At 59.3% G+C, this 24,761-nt stretch carries 23 protein-coding genes and 1 riboswitch; of the genes, 14 read left to right on the top strand and 9 right to left on the bottom strand.

Annotated elements, in window-relative coordinates; genetic code table 11:
• The first annotated feature begins 328 nt into the window (after positions 1 to 328).
• From ASB65_RS22750 to ASB65_RS22730, 5 genes are all read left to right on the top strand, one after another.
• Positions 329 to 1,279, top strand: a complete 951-nt coding sequence (locus tag ASB65_RS22750; protein WP_060725457.1) for a phosphoribosylaminoimidazolesuccinocarboxamide synthase — start codon at positions 329 to 331, stop codon at positions 1,277 to 1,279.
• Positions 1,280 to 1,281: 2 nt separating this feature from the next.
• The gene (locus ASB65_RS22745; protein ID WP_060725456.1) at positions 1,282 to 1,941 is read left to right on the top strand and encodes a TetR/AcrR family transcriptional regulator; all 660 of its coding nucleotides are present in this window, start codon (positions 1,282 to 1,284) and stop codon (positions 1,939 to 1,941) included.
• Between the two features lie 199 nt (positions 1,942 to 2,140).
• Positions 2,141 to 3,343: an efflux RND transporter periplasmic adaptor subunit gene (locus ASB65_RS22740; protein ID WP_060725455.1), complete on the top strand. Its 1,203-nt coding sequence runs from the start codon at positions 2,141 to 2,143 to the stop codon at positions 3,341 to 3,343.
• Positions 3,344 to 3,397: 54 nt separating this feature from the next.
• A complete protein-coding gene (locus ASB65_RS22735; protein WP_060725454.1) occupies positions 3,398 to 6,487 on the top strand; it encodes an efflux RND transporter permease subunit in 3,090 nt (1,029 codons plus the stop codon).
• A gap of 149 nt (positions 6,488 to 6,636) precedes the next feature.
• Positions 6,637 to 8,079, top strand: a complete 1,443-nt coding sequence (locus tag ASB65_RS22730; RefSeq protein WP_003510442.1) for an efflux transporter outer membrane subunit — start codon at positions 6,637 to 6,639, stop codon at positions 8,077 to 8,079.
• A gap of 115 nt (positions 8,080 to 8,194) precedes the next feature.
• Here ASB65_RS22730 and efp read toward each other — a convergent pair whose 3' ends face one another.
• A complete protein-coding gene (efp, locus tag ASB65_RS22725) occupies positions 8,195 to 8,764 on the bottom strand; it encodes an elongation factor P (protein WP_060725453.1) in 570 nt (189 codons plus the stop codon).
• 251 nt (positions 8,765 to 9,015) lie between these two features.
• Here efp and epmA point away from each other — a divergent pair, with 251 nt between their 5' ends.
• From epmA to ASB65_RS22710, 3 genes are all read left to right on the top strand, one after another.
• Entirely contained in the window at positions 9,016 to 10,080 is a 1,065-nt protein-coding gene (gene epmA / locus ASB65_RS22720; protein WP_020813449.1) for an EF-P lysine aminoacylase EpmA, read from the top strand.
• Positions 10,077 to 11,141: a lysine-2,3-aminomutase-like protein gene (locus ASB65_RS22715; protein WP_020813448.1), complete on the top strand. Its 1,065-nt coding sequence runs from the start codon at positions 10,077 to 10,079 to the stop codon at positions 11,139 to 11,141. The genes epmA and ASB65_RS22715 overlap by 4 nt, the downstream gene beginning before the upstream one ends.
• A 378-nt stretch (positions 11,142 to 11,519) precedes the next feature.
• Positions 11,520 to 11,711 carry a hypothetical protein gene (locus ASB65_RS22710; RefSeq protein WP_003492264.1) on the top strand — a complete coding sequence of 64 codons (192 nt, stop codon included), beginning with the start codon at positions 11,520 to 11,522 and terminating at the stop codon, positions 11,709 to 11,711.
• A 378-nt stretch (positions 11,712 to 12,089) separates the two neighbouring features.
• On the opposite strand, the gene ASB65_RS22705 is transcribed toward ASB65_RS22710, so the two are convergent.
• A complete protein-coding gene (locus ASB65_RS22705) occupies positions 12,090 to 12,326 on the bottom strand; it encodes an Lrp/AsnC ligand binding domain-containing protein (RefSeq protein ID WP_003504815.1) in 237 nt (78 codons plus the stop codon).
• Positions 12,327 to 12,429: 103 nt separating this feature from the next.
• Complete coding sequence (locus ASB65_RS22700; RefSeq protein ID WP_060725452.1) at positions 12,430 to 13,356, bottom strand: LysR family transcriptional regulator; 927 nt, start codon at positions 13,354 to 13,356, stop codon at positions 12,430 to 12,432.
• 130 nt (positions 13,357 to 13,486) lie between these two features.
• On the opposite strand from ASB65_RS22700, the gene ASB65_RS22695 reads away from it, so the two are divergent.
• The 4 genes from ASB65_RS22695 (at position 13,487) to modC (ending at position 17,704) form a co-directional block, all read left to right on the top strand.
• Positions 13,487 to 14,770, top strand: coding sequence for an NAD(P)/FAD-dependent oxidoreductase (locus ASB65_RS22695; RefSeq protein ID WP_060725451.1), 1,284 nt, complete (start codon positions 13,487 to 13,489; stop codon positions 14,768 to 14,770).
• Positions 14,771 to 15,079: 309 nt separating this feature from the next.
• Positions 15,080 to 15,871 (top strand): molybdate ABC transporter substrate-binding protein, encoded by a 792-nt coding sequence (gene modA / locus ASB65_RS22690; protein ID WP_060725450.1) that lies wholly within the window; start codon positions 15,080 to 15,082, stop codon positions 15,869 to 15,871.
• Positions 15,872 to 15,923: 52 nt separating this feature from the next.
• Positions 15,924 to 16,631, top strand: a complete 708-nt coding sequence (gene modB, locus ASB65_RS22685; protein WP_060725449.1) for a molybdate ABC transporter permease subunit — start codon at positions 15,924 to 15,926, stop codon at positions 16,629 to 16,631.
• The gene (gene modC / locus ASB65_RS22680) at positions 16,628 to 17,704 is read left to right on the top strand and encodes a molybdenum ABC transporter ATP-binding protein (protein WP_060725448.1); all 1,077 of its coding nucleotides are present in this window, start codon (positions 16,628 to 16,630) and stop codon (positions 17,702 to 17,704) included. Before modB ends, modC begins: the two co-directional genes overlap by 4 nt.
• On the opposite strand, the gene ASB65_RS22675 is transcribed toward modC, so the two are convergent.
• The 6 genes from ASB65_RS22675 to thiC form a co-directional block, all read right to left on the bottom strand.
• Positions 17,673 to 18,068 carry a winged helix-turn-helix domain-containing protein gene (locus ASB65_RS22675; protein WP_060725447.1) on the bottom strand — a complete coding sequence of 132 codons (396 nt, stop codon included), beginning with the start codon at positions 18,066 to 18,068 and terminating at the stop codon, positions 17,673 to 17,675. The genes modC and ASB65_RS22675 overlap by 32 nt on opposite strands.
• A 3-nt stretch (positions 18,069 to 18,071) precedes the next feature.
• A complete protein-coding gene (locus tag ASB65_RS22670) occupies positions 18,072 to 19,076 on the bottom strand; it encodes a P1 family peptidase (protein ID WP_060725446.1) in 1,005 nt (334 codons plus the stop codon).
• A gap of 88 nt (positions 19,077 to 19,164) precedes the next feature.
• On the bottom strand, positions 19,165 to 19,938 hold the full coding sequence (locus tag ASB65_RS22665) for a thiazole synthase (RefSeq protein WP_060725445.1): 774 nt from the start codon (positions 19,936 to 19,938) through the stop codon (positions 19,165 to 19,167).
• Between the two features lie 3 nt (positions 19,939 to 19,941).
• Positions 19,942 to 20,139, bottom strand: a complete 198-nt coding sequence (gene thiS / locus ASB65_RS22660; RefSeq protein WP_003504833.1) for a sulfur carrier protein ThiS — start codon at positions 20,137 to 20,139, stop codon at positions 19,942 to 19,944.
• On the bottom strand, positions 20,108 to 21,112 hold the full coding sequence (gene thiO / locus ASB65_RS22655) for a glycine oxidase ThiO (RefSeq protein ID WP_060725444.1): 1,005 nt from the start codon (positions 21,110 to 21,112) through the stop codon (positions 20,108 to 20,110). The genes thiS and thiO overlap by 32 nt, the downstream gene beginning before the upstream one ends.
• 1 nt (position 21,113) lies before the next feature.
• Positions 21,114 to 22,937, bottom strand: a complete 1,824-nt coding sequence (gene thiC, locus ASB65_RS22650) for a phosphomethylpyrimidine synthase ThiC (RefSeq protein WP_003504836.1) — start codon at positions 22,935 to 22,937, stop codon at positions 21,114 to 21,116.
• Positions 22,938 to 23,032: 95 nt separating this feature from the next.
• A riboswitch (TPP riboswitch) is annotated at positions 23,033 to 23,144 on the bottom strand.
• A 182-nt stretch (positions 23,145 to 23,326) separates the two neighbouring features.
• On the opposite strand from thiC, the gene ASB65_RS22645 reads away from it, so the two are divergent.
• Positions 23,327 to 23,578 (top strand): acyl carrier protein, encoded by a 252-nt coding sequence (locus ASB65_RS22645; RefSeq protein ID WP_003504852.1) that lies wholly within the window; start codon positions 23,327 to 23,329, stop codon positions 23,576 to 23,578.
• On the top strand, positions 23,578 to 24,759 hold the full coding sequence (locus ASB65_RS22640; protein WP_060725443.1) for an acyl-CoA dehydrogenase family protein: 1,182 nt from the start codon (positions 23,578 to 23,580) through the stop codon (positions 24,757 to 24,759). The genes ASB65_RS22645 and ASB65_RS22640 overlap by 1 nt, the downstream gene beginning before the upstream one ends.
• Positions 24,760 to 24,761 lie beyond the last annotated feature (2 nt).

The raw sequence follows: 24,761 nt of genomic DNA, 5'->3' as shown, positions 1-24,761 counted from the left end.
GGAAACAAACAAGCTATCAGCCCATCCGCTTGATTTCTTTAGAACGAAAGTCGTCGTCGCCAGCAGCGCCGCCGCCCTCGTTCAGTGAGCGGACTTATAAATCCACCCCACCAAACAAGTCAACACACACACCGTCAAAAAACTGACATTTTTATCAAGATATTGATATCACTACATAGTTTCGTGGTGCGCAACGGAAATGGGGGAAAGGACAGTCTTTATGTCGCGACTGGCCCTGTTCCAGGAAACATGCAATAGGAACGGACGAGAGTTTCAGAAGACTTGGGGCGTCTCACGTCCCCTTATAAAGCGAAGAATTGGAGAGCCCGTGCGCATTCTCGATAAAGCCGTCATTCCCGAGCTGCCGAATTACTACCGTGGCAAGGTGCGGGAAAACTACGATCTGCCGGACGGCAACCGTATCATCATATCCACCGACCGCCTCAGCGCCTTCGACCGTATTCTCACCTGCATACCTTATAAGGGACAGGTCCTGACCCAGACGGCCCGCTACTGGTTCGAAAAGACAAAGGACATCTGCCCCAATCATGTGGTCAGCTATCCTGACCCAAATGTCGTCATCGGCAAAAGACTTGAGATATTGCCGGTCGAGGTGGTGGTTCGCGGTTATCTGGCCGGCACGACAGGCACGTCGATCCTGACCCTTTATAAGAAGGGCGAGCGGCAGATGTACGGCATGAGCCTTCCTGACGGGATGCAGGACAACCAGATTCTGCCCGAACCGGTGATCACGCCCACAAGCAAGGCCTTCGATGGCGGCCACGACGAGCCACTGACACCGACCGAGATTGTGGAGAAGAAACTCCTGACACAGGAGCAATGGGACACGCTTTCCCGTTACGCGCTGGCGCTGTTCAAGCGCGGGCAGGAAACTGCCGCAAAGCAGGGCCTCATTCTCGTCGACACGAAATATGAATTCGGAACGGATGAAAACGGCACCATCATCCTGGCCGACGAGATCCACACACCTGATAGCAGCCGCTACTGGATGGCTGGCAGCTATGAGGAAAGCTTTCGCAACGGCACCCGGCCGGCGAGCTTCGACAAGGATTTCGTGAGAGCCTGGGTTGCCGAACGCTGCGACCCTTATAAGGATGACGTTCCCGAAATTCCGCAGGATCTCGTCTTGCAGACCTCGAAGGTCTATATTGATGCTTACGAACGCATCACCGGACAGAGCTTCGTTCCCGACGATAGCGGCGAGACGCCGCTTGCAAGAGTACGCCGGAATCTGGAGCCGTTCTTCCCCGGAGTCTGACCGTGAGCAAAATGATCGAACAGGCGAGAAAGGGCGACAGGAAGAGTGACCGTCCTGTCAGGCGCCGGCCTCGCCGTTCCGCCGAGGAAACCCGGCGGGACATTCTCGCCAAAGCGGAAGAGCTTTTCCGGGAGCGTGGTTTCAATGCGGTGGCGATTGCCGATATCGCCTCAGCGCTTGGCATGTCTCCCGCCAATGTCTTCAAGAATTTCAGCTCGAAGAACGCGCTCGTCGACGCCCTTGGCTTCGAACAGATCGGCGCTTTCGAACGGCAGATCTGTCCACTCGGCAAAAGCCATGCACCGCTTTCCAGATTGCGCCATCTAGCGCGCAACCTGATGGAGCAGCACCACCAGGATCTCAATAAGAATCCCTACGTCTTCGAAATGATCCTGATGACCGCCAAGCAGGACATGAAGTGCGGAGACTATTATAAATCCGTCATCGTTAAATTGCTGGCCGAAATCATTCAGGACGGCGTCGAGGCGGGAATCTACACCGCCACCGATATCCCTCCTCTGGCGGAGACCGTGCTCCACGCGCTGACCAGCGTCATCCACCCCGTCCTCATTGCGCGGGAAGATATCGGCAATTTGGCAACACGTTGCGATCAACTCGTCGATTTAATCGACGCGGGATTGCGCAATCCGCTTGCTAAGTGACGATTCTCAATTTACGTCACCTTCTCGCAATTGCTTGCGAAGCGCAAAAGCCTGCGCTTCTATGCGCGTGGCGGTCCGGACAAAATGAGCGAATCGGGTCCCTTCCAAGGCCTTCGCCTGTCGTGTCTGTTTCCGGACGCGCATCCGCCGAGCGACATTGCGCTTATAGTTAAATGCGAGCGATACGCAGGGAAGAACAATGAGCCGACGTATTTTACCCCTATTTGCTTCTCTGTGTGTAACCGCGCTTCTGGCGGGCTGCAGCGATGGCGGCGAGAGCGGCCAGACCGCCGGCCAGACTGCAGAGCGTCCGCCGTCTCCGGTCAGCGTCATCCTGATGAAGACCAGCGAATATCCCCTGACCACCGTTCTGCCCGGCCGCGCCAGCGCGTTCCAGACAGCCGAAATCCGGCCGCGCGTCACCGGCATCATCCGCGAAATTCCTTTCAAGGAAGGCAGCGAGGTCAAGCAGGGCGACGTTCTCTACCAGATCGAGGACAATACCTATCTGGCGGAAGTGGCGCAGGCCAAGGCTAACGTGGCGAAAGCGGAAGCAAGCATTCCGAGCGCCCAGGCGAACCTTGCCCGTTACGAACGCCTGGTCAACAGCGGTGCGACGCAGATCGAATATGAAAATGCCAAGGTGACGCTGCTGCAGGCGCAAGCCGACGTGGCACAGACCAAGGCAGCGCTGGAAACAGCCGAGATCAATCTCGATCTCACCAAGGTCCGCGCCCCCTTCGATGGCATTACCAGCGCGACCGCCTTCAGCATCGGCAACGTGGTGACGGCGAACCAGACGACGGCGTTGACAACGCTGCGCCGCATCGATCCGATCTATATCGACCTGATGGAATCCAGCATCAATCTCCTGCGTCTGAAAAAGGCGATCTCATCGGGTCAGCTTGGCGGCGACACGAAGGAGACCGGCATTCACCTGACGCTGGAAGACGGCACCGAATACAAGCATGACGGCAAGATTGATATGTCGGACATGGCGGTGAGCGAAACGACGGGTACCTTCTCCATCCGCGCCCTCTTCGACAACCCTGACGATCTTCTGCTTCCCGGCACCTATGTTCGCGCCACGCTGACGATCGGCAAGGAAAAAGGCTTCCGCATTCCGCAGCGCGCAGCGAGCCGGAACGCCAATGGCGAACTGACCGCAAAATTCGTGACCGCGGAAAACAAGGTGGAAACCCGCACCTTCCCGTCCAGCCAGCAGTCGGGCAACGCCTGGCTGGTGACGGAAAATGTCAAGGATGGCGACAAGCTCATCGTCGACGGCTTCCAGTGGATTGCCGACGGTGCAACGGTTGCGCCAGTTGAAGTGACCATTGACGATCGCGGTATCGTCGTTCTGCCGCAGCAAGCTCCGCCTGCCGCCGCCCCCTCGAAATAAGCATGAGCACGAAACCCCTTGGTCGAAGCTCGTAAAAGGTAAGGCAGGACTGCCATGGCCCATTTCTTCATCAGGCGCCCCGTGTTTGCATGGGTTATCGCCATCGTCATCATGCTGGGCGGCGCCCTTGCGATCTGGACGCTTTCCATTTCGCAATATCCCGATATTGCGCCGACAACGGTGCGTGTCAGTGCGACCTATAACGGCGCCAGCGCCGAAACCGTCGAGAAATCGGTGACGACCATCATCGAGGACGGCATGACCGGCCTCGACGACCTCACCTATATGACCTCGTCGTCCTCGACCGGCAGCGCCGAAGTGACGCTGACCTTCGGCAACAGCATCCTGCCAGACATTGCGCAGGTTCAGGTGCAGAACAAGCTGCAGCTTGTCCAGTCGCAATTGCCCGATACCGTGCAGCAGCGGGGTATCCAGGTCAGCCGCTCGACATCGAGTATCCTGATGGTTGGCGCGCTGATCTCGACCGACGGCAAGCGCAATTCGGCCGATCTCGGCGACGTATTCTCCTCGCGTGTCGAAGACCAGATCAAGCGCCTCGAAGGCGTGGGCAGCATCAACGTGTTCGGCTCCGAATATGCGATGCGTATCTGGCTGGATCCGTTCAAGCTCAACAAATACCAGCTGACCACCGCCGACGTCACCAGCGCCATCGAAAGCCAGAATACCCAGGTTTCGGTCGGCTCGCTCGGCGCCGTGCCCGCGGTCAAGGGCCAGCAGCTCAATGTGACGGTGACGGCGCAGAGCCAGCTCACCACGGTTGCCGATTTCGAATCGGTCATCCTGAAAGTCGAAAAGGATGGCGCGACGGTTCGCCTCAGCGACGTGGCGCGCATCGAAATCGGCCAGGAAACCTATGGCGGCGATTCCCGTTCAAACGGCCGTCCGTCCGCCGGTTTCGCAGTCAACCTTGCCACGGGCGCCAACGCGCTCGACACGGCGGCACGCGTGAAAGCGGCTCTGACAAATGTCGAGGGTTCGCTGCCCGAGGGTGTTTCGATCGAATATCCCTATGACACGACGCCCTTCGTGAAGCTGTCGATCGAGAAAGTGGTGCATACGCTGATCGAGGCGATCATCCTCGTCTTCGTCGTGCTTCTGGTGTTCCTGCAGAATCTTAGAGCCACCTTCATTCCGATGATCGCCGTTCCGGTCGTGCTTCTCGGCACCTTCGGCGTTCTCGCGCTCACTGGATATTCCATCAATACGCTCACCATGTTCGCCATGGTTCTGGCGATCGGCCTTCTCGTCGATGACGCTATCGTCGTTGTCGAAAACGTCGAGCGCATCATGTCGGAAGAGGGCCTTTCGCCGGTCGAGGCGACCGAAAAGTCGATGGGCGAGATCACCGGTGCGATCATCGGCATCGCGCTCGTGCTCACAGCCGTGTTCATTCCGATGGCCTTCTTCGGCGGATCGACGGGCATCATCTACCGCCAGTTCTCGATCACCATCGTTTCGGCCATGCTGCTTTCGGCCGTTGTCGCCATCGTGCTGACGCCGGCGCTTTGCGCCACCATGCTGAAGCCGATCGATCATCACAAGAAGCAGCGCGGACCGGGCGCGTGGTTCAACCGCGGCTTCGGCAAGACGACGGATGGCTACGTCTCCTCCATCGGTTATCTGCTGAAACGGCCCCTGCGCGTGATGATCATCTTCGCGATCGTGATCGGCGGCTGCGCCTGGTTCTTTTCAAAGCTGCCAAGCTCGTTCCTGCCGCAGGAAGACCAGGGCGTGCTGCTGACGATCATCCAGACGCCAACCGGTTCGAATATCGAGCGAACCAACGAGGTGGTGAAGCAGGTCGAAAACTACTTCCGCGAAAAGGAAGCCAACAATGTCGAATCTGTTTTCGGCGTGCTCGGCTTCAGCTTCAGCGGTTCGGGCCAGAACAACGCTATCGTCTTCACCAGGCTCAAGGATTTCGCCGAGAGAACCGCGCCCGATCAGCATGCCGGCGCCATCGTGCAGCGTGCGATGGGCACCTTCTTCGGCTTCCGCGATGCTCAGGTTTTCCCGCTTCTGCCGCCGGCAATTCAGGGCATGGGCACATCGAGCGGTTTCTCGATGTATCTCGTGGATAGCGGCCGCAACGGCACCGAGGCATTGACCGCCACGTCCAAGGAGCTGATCGCGCTCGCGACCAGCAATCCGAAGATCAGCTCGCTTCGAAGCGACAGCCAGGACAATGAAACGCAGATGAAGATCGTTCTCGATCAGGAAAAGATGGGAGCCATGGGGGTCGATCTCTCCTCCGTGAACCTCATGCTATCGACGATCTTTGCCGGCCGGGATGTCAATGACTTCACTCTGAACGGCGAACTGAAGCCTGTTTATGTCCAGGGTGACGCGCCCTACCGCATGCAGCCGGACGACCTGAAGTTCTGGTATGCCCGCAATACCAGCGGCGAGATGGTGCCTTTCTCTTCCTTCAGCGAAGTGAAATGGATCAATGCACCGCCGTCTCTCGCCCGCTTTAACGGCACAGGCGCGATCTCGCTGGAAGGCACCGCCGGCGCAGGCGTTGCATCCGGTGATGCGATGGACGAGATGGAACGCCTGACGGCAAGCATGCCGGGCGGTTACACGGTGGCATGGCAGGGCATCTCCTATCAGGAACGCCTTTCCGGTTCACAGGCGCCCATGCTGTACGCGCTGTCGGTTCTCATCGTGTTCCTTTGCCTTGCCGCCCTCTATGAAAGCTGGTCGATCCCGTTCTCGGTCATCCTGGCCGTTCCGGTGGGCGTCCTTGGCGCCTTGACCGCGGCCCATTTCTTCGGCCAGACGAACGACGTCTACTTCAAGGTGGGCCTGCTGACGACCATCGGCCTCGCCGCGAAAAACGCGATCCTGATCGTCGAATTCGCCAAGGAGAGGCAGGAGCACGGGTTAAGTCTGGTGGAAGCGGCACTGGAGGCAGCGAAGCTGCGCCTGCGTCCGATCATCATGACATCGCTCGCCTTCATCCTGGGTGTCGTGCCTCTTGCGATCGCAACCGGAGCGGGTTCCGCCGCGCAAAATGCAATCGGTATCGGGGTGCTGGGTGGTATGCTTTCTGCAACACTCCTCGGAATTTTCTTCGTTCCGTCCTTTTTCGTCATCATTCGTCGCCTTTCAAGGCGTTAACAAAACAAAAATGGGCTGTGCCAACCGTTAATACGCTGCTAGAAATGTTGCCGATTTGGCAAATGCACGTTTCTACGGCATATCGATCGCGCAGCCCATTTGTCAGCAAGCCGCGCTCGGTAAGCCAACCAGAGAATTGGGAAAATTACATGCTGTCTATTCGCGCTACCCTTCCCCTGACAATGCTGCTGCTCTCGGGCTGTGTTGTTGGACCCGACCACAAGACGCCGGAAATCCAATTGCCGGGAAAGTTTGCGGAAGCCGGAAAAACCAGTAATGGCGACATCAGCAGCGTTGCATGGTGGACGGCCTTTAACGACAACCGCCTGAACGGTTACGTCTCCACCGGCCTCGCGCAGAACCTCACCGTGATGCAGGCGATCGAACGCATCAATCAGGCGCAGGCCCAGGTGATCGTTGACGGCGCTGGCGGCCTGCCGAGCCTGACAGGCAGCGGTAGCCACACGACCAGCCAGACCAAGGGCAGCTACCGTGACGTTCCCGTCACCAACGTATCCAGCGGCAGCCTCAGCGTTTCGTGGTTCCTCGACCTCTTCGGTCGCTACCGCCGGGCGACGGAAAGCGCGGATGCATCGCTCGATGCCGCTTACTCCACCGTCGACGTGCAGCGCCTGACGCTGATTTCGTCCGTCGCCGCCGCCTATATCGACGTGCGCTATTATCAGGAGCGCCTGGCGATTGCCCGCCAGAACCTGGGTTCACGCCGCGAAACGCTCGATCTGACCAAGCTGCAGCTCGAAGCGGGTGCGGCCTCGCGTCTCGATGTCGTCCAGTCCGAAGGTCTGGTCAATTCCACGCTGTCGCAGATACCCGGCCTCGAAACCAGCTTCCGCAAGGCAGCGCACCGCATCGCGACCCTGCTTGGCATGCCGGCCTCGTCGCTCATCGCCGAGCTGCAGAAGGGCGCACGCCAGCCTGTTGCGCGCGCAGTTCCCCGCACCGGTATCCCGGCCGACCTGATCCGCAACCGTCCGGACATCCGCGTCGCTGAACGCAATCTCGCCGCTGCGGTCGCCACGATCGGTGTAACCGAGGCGCAGCTTTATCCAAGCATCGAGCTTGGTGGAGCGATCACGCCGAGCTACAATTTCCTGAGTGGCGGCGGCAGGGGAACTGCCAATAGCTGGTCCTTCGGTCCGAGCCTCACGCTCCCGATCCTCGATGGCGGCAGACTCCGCGCCAATGTCGACATCGCCAACTCACAGGCACGCGAACAATATCTCGTCTGGAAGGCGACCGTTCTCAATGCGGTGGAAGAAGTCGAAAACGCCCTGGCCGCCATCAATCGCGACCAGCGTACCGTTGACGCGCTGAGAAAGACCGTTGCCTCCTACCAGGAAGCGCTGCAGCTCTCCACCGCCAGCTATCGTGATGGCGCCTCGTCTCTGCTCGATGTTCTGGATGCCCAGCGCTCGGTATCGGATGCGCAGGCAAACCTTGCCACGGCGATCCAGACGACCGCGCAGGATTATGTCTCGCTCAACGTGGCTCTCGGTGGCGGTTATGCCGTTGGCCAGCCTGCCCCGAAGAAGTCCGCCGGCCCGACCGTGGCCGCCGCGAAGGGCATGTAGGCAAGGCCCAAAAAAGCAAACAAAAAGCCCGCATCTTTCGATGCGGGCTTTTTGTTATTCAAGGCACAAAAAAAGCACCGGTTACCCGGTGCTTTTTTTCAGCCCGTCTCCAGGCTCAGTTCTTGGCGCGCTCGACGTAGGAATTGTCTTCCGTCGCGATAACCACGCGAATGCCGGCATCGATATGCGGCGGCACCATGGTGCGAATACCGTTGGAGAGGATTGCCGGCTTGTAGGAAGAAGAAGCCGTCTGGCCCTTGACGACCGGTTCCGTTTCCGTGATCTCAAGCGTGACGTGACGCGGCAGTTCCACAGCCAGCGGATTGCCTTCGTGGATGGAAAGAACGCAGGTCATGCCTTCCTGCAGATAGGCTTTCTGATCGCCCATCGTCTCAGTATCGACCACGACCTGGTCGTAGTTCTCAGGGTTCATGAAGTGGAAGCCTTCGCCATCTTCATAAAGGAACTGGAAGTTCAGGTCTTCAACGAAAGCGCGCTCGACCTGCTCGGTGGTGCGCCAGCGCTCGGAGACCTTCACGCCGTCAACGATGCGGCGCATGTCCACCTGCGTGACCGGCGTGCCCTTGCCGGGGTGAAAGTTCTGCGCGGTGAGAACGACGTAAAGCTTGCCGTCCACGTCGAGAACATTGCCCTTGCGGACGGATGAGGCGATAACCTTGACCATATGACTTCCTTGTAACTCGATGAAATGCGTCGTAAAGGACTGCGCGGCAGCACCGGCCCCGGCAGACGTTTTGTCTTTTTTCTGGGGCGCAACTACCTTAAATCCGCACGAATTGCCAGCCTTCTACAGCAATTCCCGGAAGAGTGCCTAGCGGTTTTCCGCCCGGAATTGCTTTAAATGACGCGATCAGGCGTTTTGCGGGCCATTTCTCCGCAATTGAGCGCCGCAGAGAAGACGGAAAAGAACTGAGAATGCGCGCAAGCAACGAGACAATGTCGCCATGGTGGACGCCTGACGTCCACGCGGACCGCCGCGCGTTTCTCATCGGGCGCAACGCGATCCAGTCGGCCTTTCGCGGCTATTTCGCCAGCGCCGATTTTCTTGAGGTCGATACCGCGACATTGCAGATTTCCCCCGGCAATGAGGCGCATCTGCATGCTTTCGCCACGCAAGGCCTGACGCCGGCCGGCGACGCCGCGCCGCTTTATCTGCACACCTCGCCTGAATTTGCCTGCAAGAAGCTGCTCGCCGCCGGTGAAAAACGCATCACCTGTTTTGCCCATGTTTACAGAAACCGGGAAAGAGGCCCCCTGCACCATCCGGAATTCACCATGCTGGAATGGTACCGGGTCGGCGAAACCTATGAGAGCCTGATGAAGGACAGCGCCAATCTTCTGGCGCTTGCAGCCGAAACCGCAAAGACGAAGAATTTCACCTATCGCGGCCGCAGCGTCGATCCATTCCTGGAGCCGGAACGAGTGAGCGTCGCCGAAGCCTTCGAGCGATATGCTAATGTCAACCTCTTGGCCACTATCAGCCGAAACGGCGAAACCGACAGCCGCCATCTTGCCGCGAGCCTCACCAATGCCGGCATTCGCGTGGCCGATGACGATACCTGGGCGGATATGTTCAGCCGTGTCATCGTGGAGCGGGTGGAACCGGAACTGGGTTTCAGCAGAGCGACTATTCTTGACGAATATCCGACCTGCGAAGCAGCCCTTGCCCGCAAGTCCCCCGGGGATGCGCGGGTGGCGGAGCGTTTCGAACTTTATGCCTGCGGCGTTGAACTCGCGAATGCCTTTGGCGAATTGACCGACGCGATCGAGCAGAGACGGCGTTTCGAAATGGAAATGGCCGAGAAGCAGCGCATTTACGGCGAAACCTATCCGCTGGACGAGGATTTTCTGGCCGCACTCGCCATCATGCCGCCGGCAAGCGGCATAGCACTCGGTTTCGATCGGCTGGTAATGCTGGCGACCGGCGCCCCCCGTATCGATCTCGTCATGTGGGCCCCAGTCGCGGAATATGGACGATGACAGGGCTTGAGACCATCAAGACACCCGAAGCGCTTCTCGAAGCGGGGCTGATTGAAGCCGAAGCGCTGGAGAACCTGCGCGCGGTGACGCAGCGTTACGCGCTCGCCATCACGCCATCGATTGCCGGGCTGATCGACAACCGCGACCCGCAGGATCCCATTGCCCGGCAATTCGTGCCGGATGCGGCCGAACTCCTGCACCTTCCCGAAGAACGCGACGACCCGATTGGCGACGACGCACACAGCCCCGTCCACGGCATCGTTCACCGTTATCCCGACCGGGTTCTTTTAAAGGCAGTGCACGTCTGCCCCGTCTATTGCCGCTTCTGTTTCCGCCGGGAAATGGTCGGGCCGCAGGGCAATGGCATGATGAGCCCGGCCGAGCTTGACGCCGCATTCGACTATATAAATGCGAACCCCGCCATCTGGGAGGTCATCCTGACCGGTGGCGATCCGCTGGTGCTTTCCCCCCGGCGCCTGTCTGACCTGATGACGCGCCTGAAAAACATACCGCATGTGAAGATCGTCCGGTTCCATACCCGCGTGCCGGTGGTCGATCCCGACCGTATCGACGCGGCACTGATTGATGCGCTGAAGGCCAGCGGCAAAACCACCTATTTGGCCCTGCACGCCAATCATGCCCGGGAACTCAGCGAAGCCGCAAGGCACGCCTCGGCACGCCTGATCGATGCCGGCATCGCGATGGTCAGCCAGACGGTTCTTCTAAAAGGCGTCAATGACGACCCGGCAATTCTTGCCGAGTTGATGCGCGCCTTTGTCGAGACCCGTATCAAGCCCTATTATCTGCATCATCCCGATCTTGCGCCCGGCACCAGCCATTTCCGGCTGACGATCGACGAGGGCCAGCGAATCGTTTCGGCGTTACGTGGAAATGTCTCCGGGCTTTGCCAGCCGACCTATGTTCTCGACATTCCCGGCGGTCACGGCAAGGCCGCTATCGGCCGAAATGCGGCCGAAAAGACCCGCGATGGCTGTTATTCCGTTTCCGATTTCAACGGAAACGATCATATTTACCCACCGCCCGTCACCGGCGACAATTAAAAAAAACATAAAAGGCCCGCTGCGCCGGGCTTTTGGCGGCGGCCTCGGACGAAAACAAAAATTTCACAATTCCGCCCCTCTCCTGTCATCATAAAGAAAAATATTCTACCTATAACAATCAGCATTGATTTTAGTGCTGGTCTGGATTATCAGTGTGGAACTGGAGAACGAGTCTCCTGATTCTGGGCCAACACCAATACAGGGAGTGTGTCATGTCAAAACATATCAACATTAACGCAATCCTTGGTCTTGAGTCCTGGAATGCTGGATTTAAATCCACGTGTTCCCGCTGCTGTCGAATGTGACCTGACGGTCTCAATTTCCTGAAAATCAGTTCGACAACATGCTGTGTTTATTAGCCACAGCGGGAGTGTATCTATGCAGAAGCAAGTCATTGAATTCGCTGGCGAACCCGTCGGCATCGTCATCCCGGATAACGACCGGTTGAAGTTCATCGCGGTGAAGTTCCACGTTCACGATCTGGACGAACAGAAGTTCGACAGCGCCGATGACGTGCGGATTGCCATCCGCGATCTCGTGCGCAACCGGAATCTGGCCGCGGTCGCCTGATGCGGGAAAACTTTCGACCGCTCACACAACCCTCAAAACCAGAGCGCGCCAAATATCAGCCCCCCAAAACGCGGGCCGATGGCGCGCTTTTCCTTTGCCTGACAGCTCGCCAGCCTGCAGTCGCGCTGGCCATGCATTGCGCATCAGAGCGCTCTGCGCGGAACTGAAGTCCAAAAATCCGGATTCGAACGGAATGCCGGACGCCAGGCGCAATACCTCTTAAAGCCGCACCTCAATTCATCCCTGTACGCATCACAAGAACCTAGCCGGCCGCAAGTCTTTGGACCGAAAAGGCTCTTCCTGCCATGCGCGCGCACCTCCACCCTATTACGGGCAGCAGGCGTTTGAGGCCGGATGGACGGCAATCTTCAAAAGTCTTCAGAATGCGGTAAACGTCAGCGTCGTCAGCGAGCGCACGATTCCTGGAATATTGACAATGTTCTGGTTGATGAACTTGCCGATATCTTCTTCCTGCGGCAGGTAGACTTTCAGCAGCAGATCATATTCACCGCTGGTGGAATAAAGCTCGGAAACCAGTTCCGTTTTGTAGATGGCATCGGCGACATCATAGGTCTTGCCGGGCTCACATTGAAGCTGAACAAAAATGGGCTTCACGGACATCTCCCGTATTTGAACTTTCGGTGCATGGCTGCTCGTGCCATGCGTCATGGCGCACTATTGGCTGAGCTGCGTCCGTCTTGCAAGGCCGGTTACCGGATTACGCCGAAAACTGGCCCGTCCTGCCGTTCGCCCCAATTGCGGCCTCGGAAACGATCCACCGCCGAAAACTCTCAAGCGGTGCATAACCGGCGCGATCCGGCATGCAGGCGAGATAATAGGCTTCCTCGCTCTCAACTTCGCCCGCGACAGCCGCGACCAGGCGACCGCTTCGCAACTCTTCCTCGATCATGAAAGACGGAATGAGCGACGCCCCGACACCGGCGCTCGCCGCCTCGGCAATCGTCGTGAACTGATCAAAAAGCATGCCATGCACATTGTCGAAACGAACCTCGTGGCTGCGAAACCATTGTTCCCAGGCATCCGGCCGGGTCGTCATGTGCAGCAACGGCACCTGCAGCAGATCGTCAGGCCTTGAAAGTCCGTGTCGCTCCTTGAAGGCCGGGCTGCATACCGGAATGACCTTTTCATGCATCAGGAAAACCAGCTCGGTTCCCGGCCAATGCGGCAATCCGAAATGGATGGCCGCATCAACAGTGTCAGTACGGAAATCGAACAGCGATGATCGCGTCAGAAGATTGACCGAAACGCCCGGGTGTCTGGCAATGAAATCGGGAAGACGCGGCACCAGCCAGCGCGTGCCGAAGCTCGGCAGAATCCCGAGATTGAGCGTGCCGCCATCGGGATTGGCGCGCAGGTTGAGCGAGGCCGTCGATATACGCCGCAAGGCCTCGCGGATTTCCCGCGCATAACCCTCTCCAGCCCTTGTCAGCCGTATCGTCTGCCGCTCACGCAGGAATAGCGCCATGCCAAGCTGCTCTTCAAGCGCCAGAATTTGGCGGCTGACCGCACCCTGCGTCAGCCCCAGCTCCCTCGCCGCGGCGGTGACGCTACCCGTGCGCGAAGCGGCTTCGAAAGCCGCCAGCAGCGAGAGCGACGGCAGAAAACGGCGGGGCGGCAGAACCATATTCCCTCACGGAATGAACTCTTGACGATATGTCGATATTCAACAGGCGCGACCGCTTGTAAAGTCTCATAAACAAGGGCTTGTCACTCATACGAAAAACAAATGAACTGGCCCGGAAGATGGTGGAACGATGTATAATGACCCCCGCTCGCACGGCCTCTGGGAAAAGACCGCGCCGCAGCCGCCCGTAACGCCCGCCTTGCAGGGCGCAGCAGTTGCCGACGCCGTCGTCGTCGGAGGTGGTTTCACTGGACAATCCGCCGCCCTTCATCTTGCCGAATGCGGTGTGGACGTCGTTCTTCTCGAAGCAAGGGAAATCGGCTTCGGCGGCGCCGGCCGCAATGTCGGCCTCATCAATGGCGGCATGTGGGTCATGCCGAAAGAACTGCCCGGCGTGCTGGGTTCGACTTACGGCGAACGGCTTCTCGATCTTCTGGGCAATGCGCCCCTCCTCGTTCGCGAGTTGGTGGAGAAACACGCAATTCCCTGCGAAATCGAAAAAAACGGCACGCTGCATTGCGCCGTCGGGGAAAAGGGGCTCGCCGAAATCCGCGAGCGCTGCGAACAATGGGCTGCGAGAGGCGCACCCGTCCGCATTGTTGATGCCGAGGAGACAGCGAGACGCACCGGCAGCACGGCCTATTCCGGTGCGCTTCTGGATACACGCGCTGGGACGATACAGCCGCTCGCTTATGTTCGCGGCCTTGCCGCAGCCGCCCGGAAAGCGGGTGCACGTCTGCACACCGAAAGCCCCGTGGTAGCGACCGAACGCAGCAATGGAAAATGGATGGTGAAGACGCCGCAGGGATCTGTAACCGCCAGCTGGATCGTTGTGGCCACCGAAGCCTACAGCACCGGACCGTGGCAGATCGTTCGCGATGAGCAGATCTACCTGCCCTATTTCAACTTCGCGACCAGACCGCTCGGCGACAACCTGCAAAAGAGCATCCTGCCCGGCCGCGAGGGCTGCTGGGATACGAAGGAAATCCTCTCCTCCTTCCGCATGGACAAAGCGGGCCGGCTGGTCTTCGGCAGCGTCGGCGCCCTGCGCGGCACCGGGACCGCCATTCATCGCGCCTGGGCGAAACGCTCGCTGAAGCGGCTTTTCCCGCAGCTCGGCGATACGGAGTTCGAATGTGAATGGTACGGCCAGATCGGCATGACCGACAATGCCGTGCCACGGTTTCACAAATTTGCGGAGAACGTCGTCGGCTTTTCAGGTTATAACGGCCGCGGCATCGTGCCGGGCACGGCTTTCGGCAAAGTGATCGCGCAGCATATTCTCGGTGAGATTGCTGAAGCCGAATTGCCGCTGCCTTTGACGGAGCCGAAAGCGCAGGCCTTCCGGGCGGCGAAGGAAGCCTATTACGAGGCAGGCGCACAGATCGCCCATTTCGCCGGCGAGCGTTTTTGATCAGTGCACGACACAAACGTTCGGGGCCGATGCCTCATTACGACGTTTGCCGTTTTCGGGTGTGCTCACCGTCCCTCATCCCTGTGCTTGTCACAGGAATACAGCCAACCCAAGTCCTTGGGCGGAAAAGACTCTCACGCTGCACAGACGCACATCTGCTGGATTCCTGTGACAAGCTCATGAATGAGGTAGGGGAAGCCCGCCACCGGCTTTTTCCTACCCCATCGATATATCCTTGAAAATATAATGATTGCCCTATAGGCCTATCGATATATTCATCAGGATATCTCGAACCGGGGGTAACACACCATGAGACTTTTACGCCGCAGCTTTTTCAAAACCATTGCGGCAGCCACATCCTTCTGGATGGCGGCCTCCCTTGTGGCCGTTCCGGCCCATGCCACCGAAAAAGTCACGGTGTTTGCCGCCGCGAGCATGAAAAACGCCCTCGACGCCATCAACGCCGAATGGGCGAAGGACAGCGGTAACGAGGCAACCGTTTCTTATGCCGCAAGCTCTGCGCTGGCAAAGCAGATCGAGCAGGGCGCACCGGCGGATATCTTCATTTCCGCCGACCTTGCATGGATGGACTATGTTGCCGAAAAGAAGCTGATCAACGCTGACAGCCGCTCCAATCTTCTCGGCAACCGCATCGTTCTCGTCGCTCCCGCAGACAAGGCAAAGCCGGTCGAAATCAAGCAGGGCTTCGATCTTGCGGCTCTGGTGGGCGACGGCCGTCTGGCGATGGGCGCGGTTGATTCCGTGCCGGCGGGCAAATACGGCAAGGCCGCTCTGGAAAAACTCGGCGTCTGGTCGTCTGTCGAACAGAAGGTCGCCGGCGCGGAAAGCGTCCGTGCAGCCCTGCTGCTCGTTTCTCGCGGCGAAGCCCCCTATGGCATCGTCTACCAGACCGACGCCGCCGCCGATCCCGGTGTGAAGATCATCGGCACCTTCCCGGAAGACAGCCATCCGCCGATCATCTACCCGGTCGCCATTCTTTCGGAAGCGCAGTCCCCGGCAGCAAAAGCCTATCTGGATTTCCTTAAATCCGAAAAGGCGACGCCTTTCTTCGAAAAGCAAGGCTTTACCGTTTTGAAATAAACTGCCTTTCGGGAGCCAGCATATTGGCCGCGAGAGATGACGATTGCAGGATATGGCATTGCATTGGTGGACACTCAGCCCTGAAGAATGGACGGCAATCAGGCTCAGCCTGTGGGTGTCCTCCATCGCCATGCTTGCCAGCCTGCCTTTCGGCATTGCGATTGCCGTGGCGCTGGCGCGCGGCCGCTTCTGGGGCAAGTCGCTGCTCAACGGCATCGTCCACCTGCCGCTCATCCTGCCGCCCGTCGTCACCGGCTTTCTGCTGCTCGTCCTGTTCGGTCGCAGGGGGCCAATCGGGCACTTTCTCGATAGCTGGTTCGGCATCGTCTTTTCTTTCCGCTGGACCGGAGCCGCGCTCGCCTGCGCCGTCATGGCCTTTCCGCTAATGGTGCGTTCCATCCGCCTCTCCATCGAAGCGGTGGACCGCAAACTGGAAGAGGCGGCGGGCACATTAGGGGCAAGTCCGTTCTGGGTGTTCCTCACCGTCACGCTTCCCCTGACATTGCCCGGCATCATCGCCGGCATGATCCTGGCTTTCGCCAAGGCCATGGGTGAATTCGGCGCGACCATCACCTTCGTTTCCAATATTCCCGGTGAAACCCAGACACTCTCCGCCGCCATCTATACCTTCACCCAGGTTCCGGGCGGGGATGCCGGCGCATTGCGGCTGACCATTGTCTCCGTCGTGATTTCCATGCTCGCCTTGCTCGTCTCGGAGTTTCTGGCCCGCATCATCGGCAAACGGGTGAGCATGGAATGACGCTTTCGGTCACCACCCGCCATCGCCTCGGCTCCTTCGAACTCGATGCGTCATTCATCTCCGAAGGCGGCGTCACCGCGCTGTTCGGACGCTCCGGTTCCGGCAAAACCTCGATGATCCGTATCATAGCAGGCCTGCTGCGGCCGGATGAGGGACAGGTTTTGCTGGATGGGGAGGTGCTGGCCGATAGCGAAAAGCGACTGTTCGTGCCGGCCCATAAACGCCGTTTCGGTTATGTCTTTCAGGAAGCGCGGCTTTTCCCACATCTCAGCGTGGCGCAAAACCTGCACTACGGCAGCTGGTTCACCGCAGACAAAACGAAGGTCGCGCAGGAAGACCATATCATCGACATGCTCGGTATCGGCCATCTCTTGCAGCGACGTCCGAACAAACTCTCGGGCGGCGAAAAACAGCGCGTCGCCATCGGCCGCGCCCTGCTCTCTTCCCCCAGGCTGCTGCTGATGGACGAACCGCTCGCCTCGCTGGACGAGCAGCGGAAGGCCGAGATCATTCCCTATCTCGAACGGCTGCGCGACGAGACGAAAATCCCTGTTGTCTATGTCAGCCACTCCATTCAGGAAGTCGCCCGCCTCGCAGACCGCATCGTGGTGATGAAAGACGGCAAGGTGGAAGCGCAGGGAAAAGCAGCCGAGGTGCTGGCGAGACCGGATTTCAGCATGCATCTCGAACGGCGTGAGGCAGGCAGCATTCTTTCCGGGCACATTGAAAGCTTTGATGAGCGGCACGGACTTGCCGCCGTTCGGCTAAAGACCATGCTGCTCCATGTTCCGGCAAAAAGGGGAACATCCGGCAGCCCGGCGCGCGTGCTTATACCGGCGCGTGATGTGATGCTGGCAACCGTAAAACCCGAAGGCTTGAGCGCCCTCAACATTATCGAGGGTCGTGTCGCAACCGTCTCGGCCAGTGAAGACGGCATGGTCACGGTTCAGGTGGATTGTGGCGGTGACATCATCCAGTCGCGCATCACCGACCTCTCCCGCGAAAGGCTGCAGCTGGAACCCGGAAGACCGGTGCATGCGATCATAAAGTCGGTGGCTCTCGATCCCTATTGAGGGCCGCATCGGGATTGCGGCTGGCCTCCAGCCAGTCGATATCCGCGCGCAAGGCCTCGTTCATCCGCTTTTGCATGCCGCGATAGCGTTCCAGCAATTCGGCGCCGAAAGCGGTCAGCGCCGCACCGCCGCCCTGTTTACCGCCGCGCTGCGATTCAATAACCGGCTGCCGGAACATATGGTTCAGCGCATCCACCAGCAGCCATGCGCGACGATAGGACATGTCCATCGCCCGCCCCGCGGCGGAGATGGAACCCGTTTCGGCAATCAGCTCCATCAATTCGATCTTGCCGTGCCCGAGACGCTCTCCGGGCGGAAAATCGATACGAAGAACAGGTTTCAGTGGAGGGAGGGCCTTACTCATCGTTCAAAGGCTCCGTCCATGAAGATCGCGATAGGCCTTTTGCGCTCCATCCACCGGCAGCGCCGTGGCCTCATAGACGCCACGCGCCACCGCGCGCGCCATCACGATGGTGGCAAGATGGCAAAGTTCGGCGAAATGAACGCCGCCCTCAAGCGGCTTTTCACCGGTTGAGGCCGCAAACATGGTGTCGCCGTCACTCGGCAGATGGGCGGGCAGAACGGCGCGCGCCAGCCCGTCATGCGCCATGATGGAAAGGCGATGCGCCTGCGCCTTGGTGAGCGCGGCATCCGTCACCACCGCACCGATGGTCGTTGCCGTGAGATTGACCCCCTTGAGCCGCAGCGCGGTGTGATCCGGCTCGAAATGAGCAGGAAAACCGCGATCGCCGTATTCACCCTGCACTTCAAAAGGCGCGGACCAGAAATGGCGGCTCGTTCCAACCGTTGCGGAGCCGAGCGCATTGACGGCAACGATGGCCGCCACCTTGTAACCGCCGGAACTGACGGCGCTTGCGGAGCCGAGCCCACCCTTGAAGGTGGCGGTCGTCGCACCCGTTCCAGCCCCCACCGTTCCAAGCTCGAAGGGCATCGCACGCGCCGCCTCGAAGGCTGCATATCCCATCTCGCGGTAGGGCGAATGCAGACCCCAATCCTTGTCGCCGCCATTCAGCAGATCCATCAGGATCGCCTGCGGCACGATTGGAACGCGGGTGGACCCCACCTGCAGGCCGCGCCCGATCTCGCGCAACCCGGCCTGAACGCCGCCCGCCGCATCCAGCCCGAAGGCGGAACCACCTGACAGCACGAAGGCATCCACCGTTTCCACCGTCATCACCGGGTCGAGCAGGCCGGTATCGCGCCCGCCCGGCGCACCGCCCAAAACAGAGCCGGAAGCAATGGCGGGCTTTTCGAAAACAATCGCCGTAACACCGGAGCCGAGGGAAAGATCGGTGACATTGCCGACCGAAACGCCGTCAATATCCGTCAGAAGATTGGTGAGTGCCGCCATGCCGTTTCCCTTTTTTCCCGGTATCCCGCCACCATCAGGCACTGTCAACGCAAAACGTGACGTGCCTGATGTCTACGACAAGCCGCGATCAGGAAAAAACAGCCGTGCCGATGACCGGCGTCGAGGGAACGGCCATGTCCCTCGGCTCCAGCGGCCCGGAGAGATATGCCTGATGGCCGGCCTCTATGGCGTGGGCGAAAGCCTCCGCCATGCCGACCGGATCACCCGCGCCCGCAACCGCCGTGTTGAGCAGAACAGCATCGTAACCAAGCTCCATCACCGTGACCGCATGGGACGGGCGGCCGATACCGGCGTCAACAATCATCGGCACATCCGGAAAACGCGCCCGCATGGATTTCAGCGCCGTCAGATTAAGCGGCCCCATGGCGCTGCCGATTGGCGCGCACCAGGGCATCAGTACCCTGCAGCCTGCCTCCAGCAGCTTTTCGGCGACGACCAGATCGTCGGTCGTATAAGGAAAGACCTCGAAACCATCGTTACAGAGAATTTTCGCCGCTTCGACAAGCGCAAAGACATCGGGCTGCAACGTATCGTGATGACCGATGACCTCCAGCTTGATCCAGTTGGTGCGGAACACCTCGCGGGCCATCTTTGCCGTCAGCACCGCTTCCTTGACCGTATGGCACCCGGCCGTATTCGGCAGGATGTAGCGATCGAGCTCGCGGATAAGCTCGAAAAACTGACCGCCCTTCTTATTGCCGGCCGTTTCCCGGCGCAACGAAATCGTCAGAATATCCGTGTTGCTCGCCCGCACGGCATCGGCAAGCACGGCGGGGGACGGATACCGCGCCGTGCCGAGGAGAAGACGGGACGAGACTTCACGGCCATAAAGCATCAGCATGTCTCAGCCTCCCTGCATCGGTGAGAGAATTTCGACACGGTCGAAAGCCTTCAGTTGATAGTCGGCGCGTTCTTCCGAATGCACCAGATCGCCATTAACCGCAGTTGCCAGCCACTCGCCTTCGTATTCGAGGCTGGCGAGCAGACCGGCCAGCGTCTCGGCGGCAAGATCAAGCTCGTCGCCATTTACCAGAAGTTTCATGATCCTGTTCCTTTTGAGAAAGAGTTTGACAGACGATTTCAACCGCCTGACGCGCGATAGCCGGCGAGAGCAGAAAGCCATGCCGGTGTGCGCCGTTGATGAAAATGAGCCGGCCGTCTTGCGTGACTTTCGGCAGATTGTCGGGATAGGCGGGGCGCACGCCCGTGCCGGTCTCGATGATTTCCGCTTCCGCGAAAGCCGGATGCACCGCATAGGCAGCATTCAGGAATTCCATCATCGAACGGACAGAAATGTCGCCGGCATCCTCGGTTTCGATCATCGTCGCGCCCACCATGAAACGGCCGGGCTCGCGCGGCACGATGTAAAGCGGAATACGCGGATGCAGCAGCCGGACGGGACGGGACAAAGAAACTTCCGACGTGGAGAGATAGAGCATCTCTCCACGCACGCCGCGAAGATCGGAAATCTCTCCCACCGCAGCGGCGCCGGTGCAATCCACCACCCGGTCGAACGGTCGGTCATCCACCGGGATGCCCATATGGAACCGCACACCCATGGTGCAAAGCCGCTCATGCAGCGATTTCAGTGCAAGGCGCGGATCGAGATGCCCCTCGTCCGGAAAATAAAGCCCGGAGCGAAACCGCCCGGCAAGATCAGGCTCCAGAGCGGCGATCTCTCCCTCGTCCACCCAGCGATAGCCGCCGGTCCGCGATGCGAAACGCGAAAGCTCCGCTTTGTCGCGGGCGGGCGCGACAACCAGCGTGCCATGTCGGGCCACAAGGCCGGGGGTTGCCTCATCCCACCAGTCGAGCGCCGCCTGACCCAGCGTCAGAACGGCCTCTTCCGCATTTTCACGCTCACACCAGGGCGCCAGCATGCCGCCCGCATACCAGGATGCGCCGCGAAAGGGTCCGGCATTGCGCTCGCAAACCTCGACGGTAACGCCGTTCCGCGCCAGTTCGAAGGCCGCCGTCAAACCGGCGACCCCCGTTCCCTTGACCAGAACGCGCATGCTATTCGGCATCCGCAGGCGTCGCGAGCGGCATATAAAGCTCCCCGCCTTCCTTGAAGCGCGCGGCCATGGCCTCCAGCCCCTCCTTCTGCGCCTCGGCGCGGATATCGTGGGAAATCCGCATCGAGCAGAATTTCGGCCCGCACATGGAGCAGAAATGCGCGACCTTGTGCGCCTCCTTCGGCAGCGTCTCGTCATGGAAGGACCGGGCCGTATCCGGATCGAGCGACAGGTTGAACTGGTCTTCCCAGCGGAACTCGAACCTTGCGCGCGACAGCGCATCGTCCCGCACCTGTGCGGCCGGATGGCCCTTGGCGAGATCGGCCGCGTGCGCGGCGATCTTATAAGTGATGACGCCCACCTTCACATCGTTACGATCAGGCAGGCCGAGATGTTCCTTGGGCGTGACGTAGCAGAGCATGGCCGTGCCGAACCAGCCGATCATCGCAGCACCGATGCCCGAAGTGATATGGTCGTAACCGGGCGCAATATCGGTGGTGAGAGGTCCAAGCGTATAGAAGGGCGCCTCGCCGCAGGTCTTCAGCTGCTTGTCCATATTCTCCTTGATCTTGTGCATCGGCACATGGCCGGGGCCTTCGATCATCACCTGGCAATCCTTAGCCCAGGCGATCTGCGTCAGCTCGCCCAAAGTTTCCAGCTCCGCGAACTGCGCTGCGTCATTGGCGTCGGCGATCGAACCGGGCCGCAACCCGTCACCCAGCGAGAAGGAAACGTCATAGGCGCGGCAGATGTCGCAAATCTCGTCGAAATGCTCGTAGAGGAAACTTTCCTTGTGGTGATGCAGACACCACTTCGCCATGATCGACCCGCCGCGCGACACGATGCCGGTGACGCGATTGACGGTGAGCGGGATGTAGTGCAGCCGGACGCCGGCATGGATGGTGAAATAGTCCACGCCCTGTTCCGCCTGTTCGATCAGCGTATCGCGGAACACCTCCCAGTTGAGATCCTCGGCAATGCCGTTGACCTTCTCCAGCGCCTGATAAAGCGGCACCGTGCCGATCGGTACCGGCGAATTGCGGATGATCCATTCGCGGATATTGTGGATGTTGCGCCCTGTCGAAAGGTCCATGACGGTATCGGCGCCCCAGCGGATCGCCCAGACCATCTTCTCCGCCTCTTCCGCCATGGAGGAGGTGACGGCGGAATTGCCGATATTGGCGTTGATCTTCACCAGAAAATTGCGGCCGATGATCATCGGTTCAAGTTCCGGATGGTTGATGTTGGCGGGAATGATGGCGCGGCCCGACGCCACTTCCTGACGGACGAATTCCGCCGTGACGTAATCAGGGATATGCGCGCCGAAACTCTCGCCGTCACGCGCGAGCTTCTCCTTCGCTGCCTCGCGCCCGAGATTTTCGCGAATGGCGATGAATTCCATTTCCGGCGTGATGATACCTGCCCGCGCATAGGCAAGCTGGGTCACGGCTTTACCTGCCGTGGCTCTGAGCGGCTGGTGGCGCACGGAAAATTCGGGCGTCAGCCGTTCGCCGGTGGCAAAGCCGTTATCCTCCGGCTTGACGTGCCGGCCATCATAAGCCTCGACATCGCCCCGCGCTACAACCCACTCGTGACGCAGACGTGGCAGACCCTTTTCAATCAGAACGGGATGGGTAGGGTCGGTATAGGGACCGGAGGAATCATAGACCGTCACCGGCGGTTCGCCCGCCGTCGGATGGACGGCGATCTCGCGCATCGGTACGCGGATATGCGGATGTAAAATGCCTGATTTGTGGATTTTCGTGGAGGCGGCATGCGGCCCGGTGGTAACGGAAAGCGGGATATTCTTGGCAGCGATATTCATCTTGAGGCTCCAAAGCTTAACAGTGGAGACCCAGTTCGAGCCGGAATGATGGAAAATACCGAAGTGCCGAAACACGGCGTCATGCGCCCGTCCGACATCAGGTCTTTGCACCGTCCCTACGCCAGTATGAACTGGATCAGGTTCAACGGGTCACTGCGCATGAAAGCAGAATCTCAGCCCCTTGACGGGACACCCCTGGTGAATAACCCCAGCAAAAAACACCATCAGGCATTTGTCAAGGCCGATGATCCATGCTTGGCAAAGGTGCGGGAATGGCGCATGCTGCCGTTAGTTGTAATTAACCTAACGGTTTAGGCGAATATTATCGTTTGCAACGTAACGATAAGCACAAACCATCCTGATGTGAAATTCATGGGAGATACGTCGGAATGAATGCGACTATACGTGAAATACTGGCCAAATTCGGCCAGCTTCCAACCCCCGTCGATACGATTGCAGATGAAGCCGATCTTTACGCGGCGGGGCTTTCTTCCTTCGCATCGGTGCAATTGATGCTCGGCATAGAAGAAGCATTCGATATCGAATTCCCGGACAATCTGCTGAACCGCAAGTCGTTTGCCAGCATCAAGGCCATTGAAGACACCGTTAAGCTCATTCTGGATGGTAAAGAGGCAGCCTGATGAACGTCGCCGTAGCGCCGCAGGATGAAACGCTGTCCGCGCGCGCGGGCCGTGTCGCAGCAATTGCCGCCAAACACGCAGATGAGGTCGATGTTACCGGCCGCTTTCCGCAGGAAGCCGTTGATACACTCAGGCAGGAACGCCTGCTCGGCATTCAGGTCCCCGCTTCGCTCGGTGGCGAAGGTACTTCCCTGCACGAAATCGCCGATATCTGCGCCCGGCTCGGCCAGGCCTGTTCCGCAACCGCGATGATTTTCGCCATGCACCACATCAAGCTGTCCAGCCTTGTGGAACATGGCGAGGCGAGCGCATGGCATGCGGGCTTCATGAGCCGCGTCGCGGCGGAACAGCTGCTGCTCGGCTCGGCCACCACCGAAGGCGGCATCGGCGGCAATCTGCGCAACTCCATCTGCGCAATCGAGGTCGAAGGCGATTTCTGCCGGCTGGAAAAGGACGCCACCGTCATTTCCTATGGCAGCAATGCCGATGCGATCCTCATCACCTCGCGCACCCATAAGGATGCCGCGCCCGCCGATCAGGTGATGACGGTCTTTCTGAAAAACCAGTACACGCTCGAAAAAACCCATGTCTGGGATACGCTCGGCATGCGCGGTACCTGTTCGGATGGTTTCCTGTTTCGCGGCGAAGCGCCGGCGGCACAGATTTTCCCGAAGCCTTTCGCGGAAATCGCAGCGCAATCCATGCTTGCAAGCTCGCATCTCCTGTGGAGCGCCGTCTGGTATGGCATCGCGTCGGATGCCGTGCTGCGCGCGCAGTCTTTCGTCAGAGCCGCAGCGCGCAAGTCGCCCGGCACGGCTCCTCCCGGCGCGATCCGCCTTGCGGAGGTTTCCACCAAGCTGCAGGTGGTGAAATCCAACATCATCGCCGGCATCAAGGCTTACGAGGATACCAAGAGCGACCCGGAAAAACTGATGTCGATGGCCTTTGCCGTCGCGATGAACAATGTGAAGATCTGCTCTTCGGAAACCATTCTTGAAATCATTGACCACGCCATGCTGGTCTGCGGCATCATGGGCTACAAGAACGGCACGCCCTACAGCCTCGGCCGGCACCTTCGCGACGCGCATTCCGCCCGTCTGATGATTTCCAACGACCGCATTCTCGGCAATTCCGCCAATCTCCTGCTGGTTCACAAGCAGGACACCAGCCTCTTGGGATAAGA

Origin of the sequence: Agrobacterium tumefaciens str. B6, from assembly GCF_001541315.1 — a bacterium.
GTDB classification, from domain to species: domain Bacteria; phylum Pseudomonadota; class Alphaproteobacteria; order Rhizobiales; family Rhizobiaceae; genus Agrobacterium; species Agrobacterium radiobacter.
Note: the sequence above shows the minus strand (reverse complement) of the source record. Positions and strands in the feature narration are given on the sequence as shown.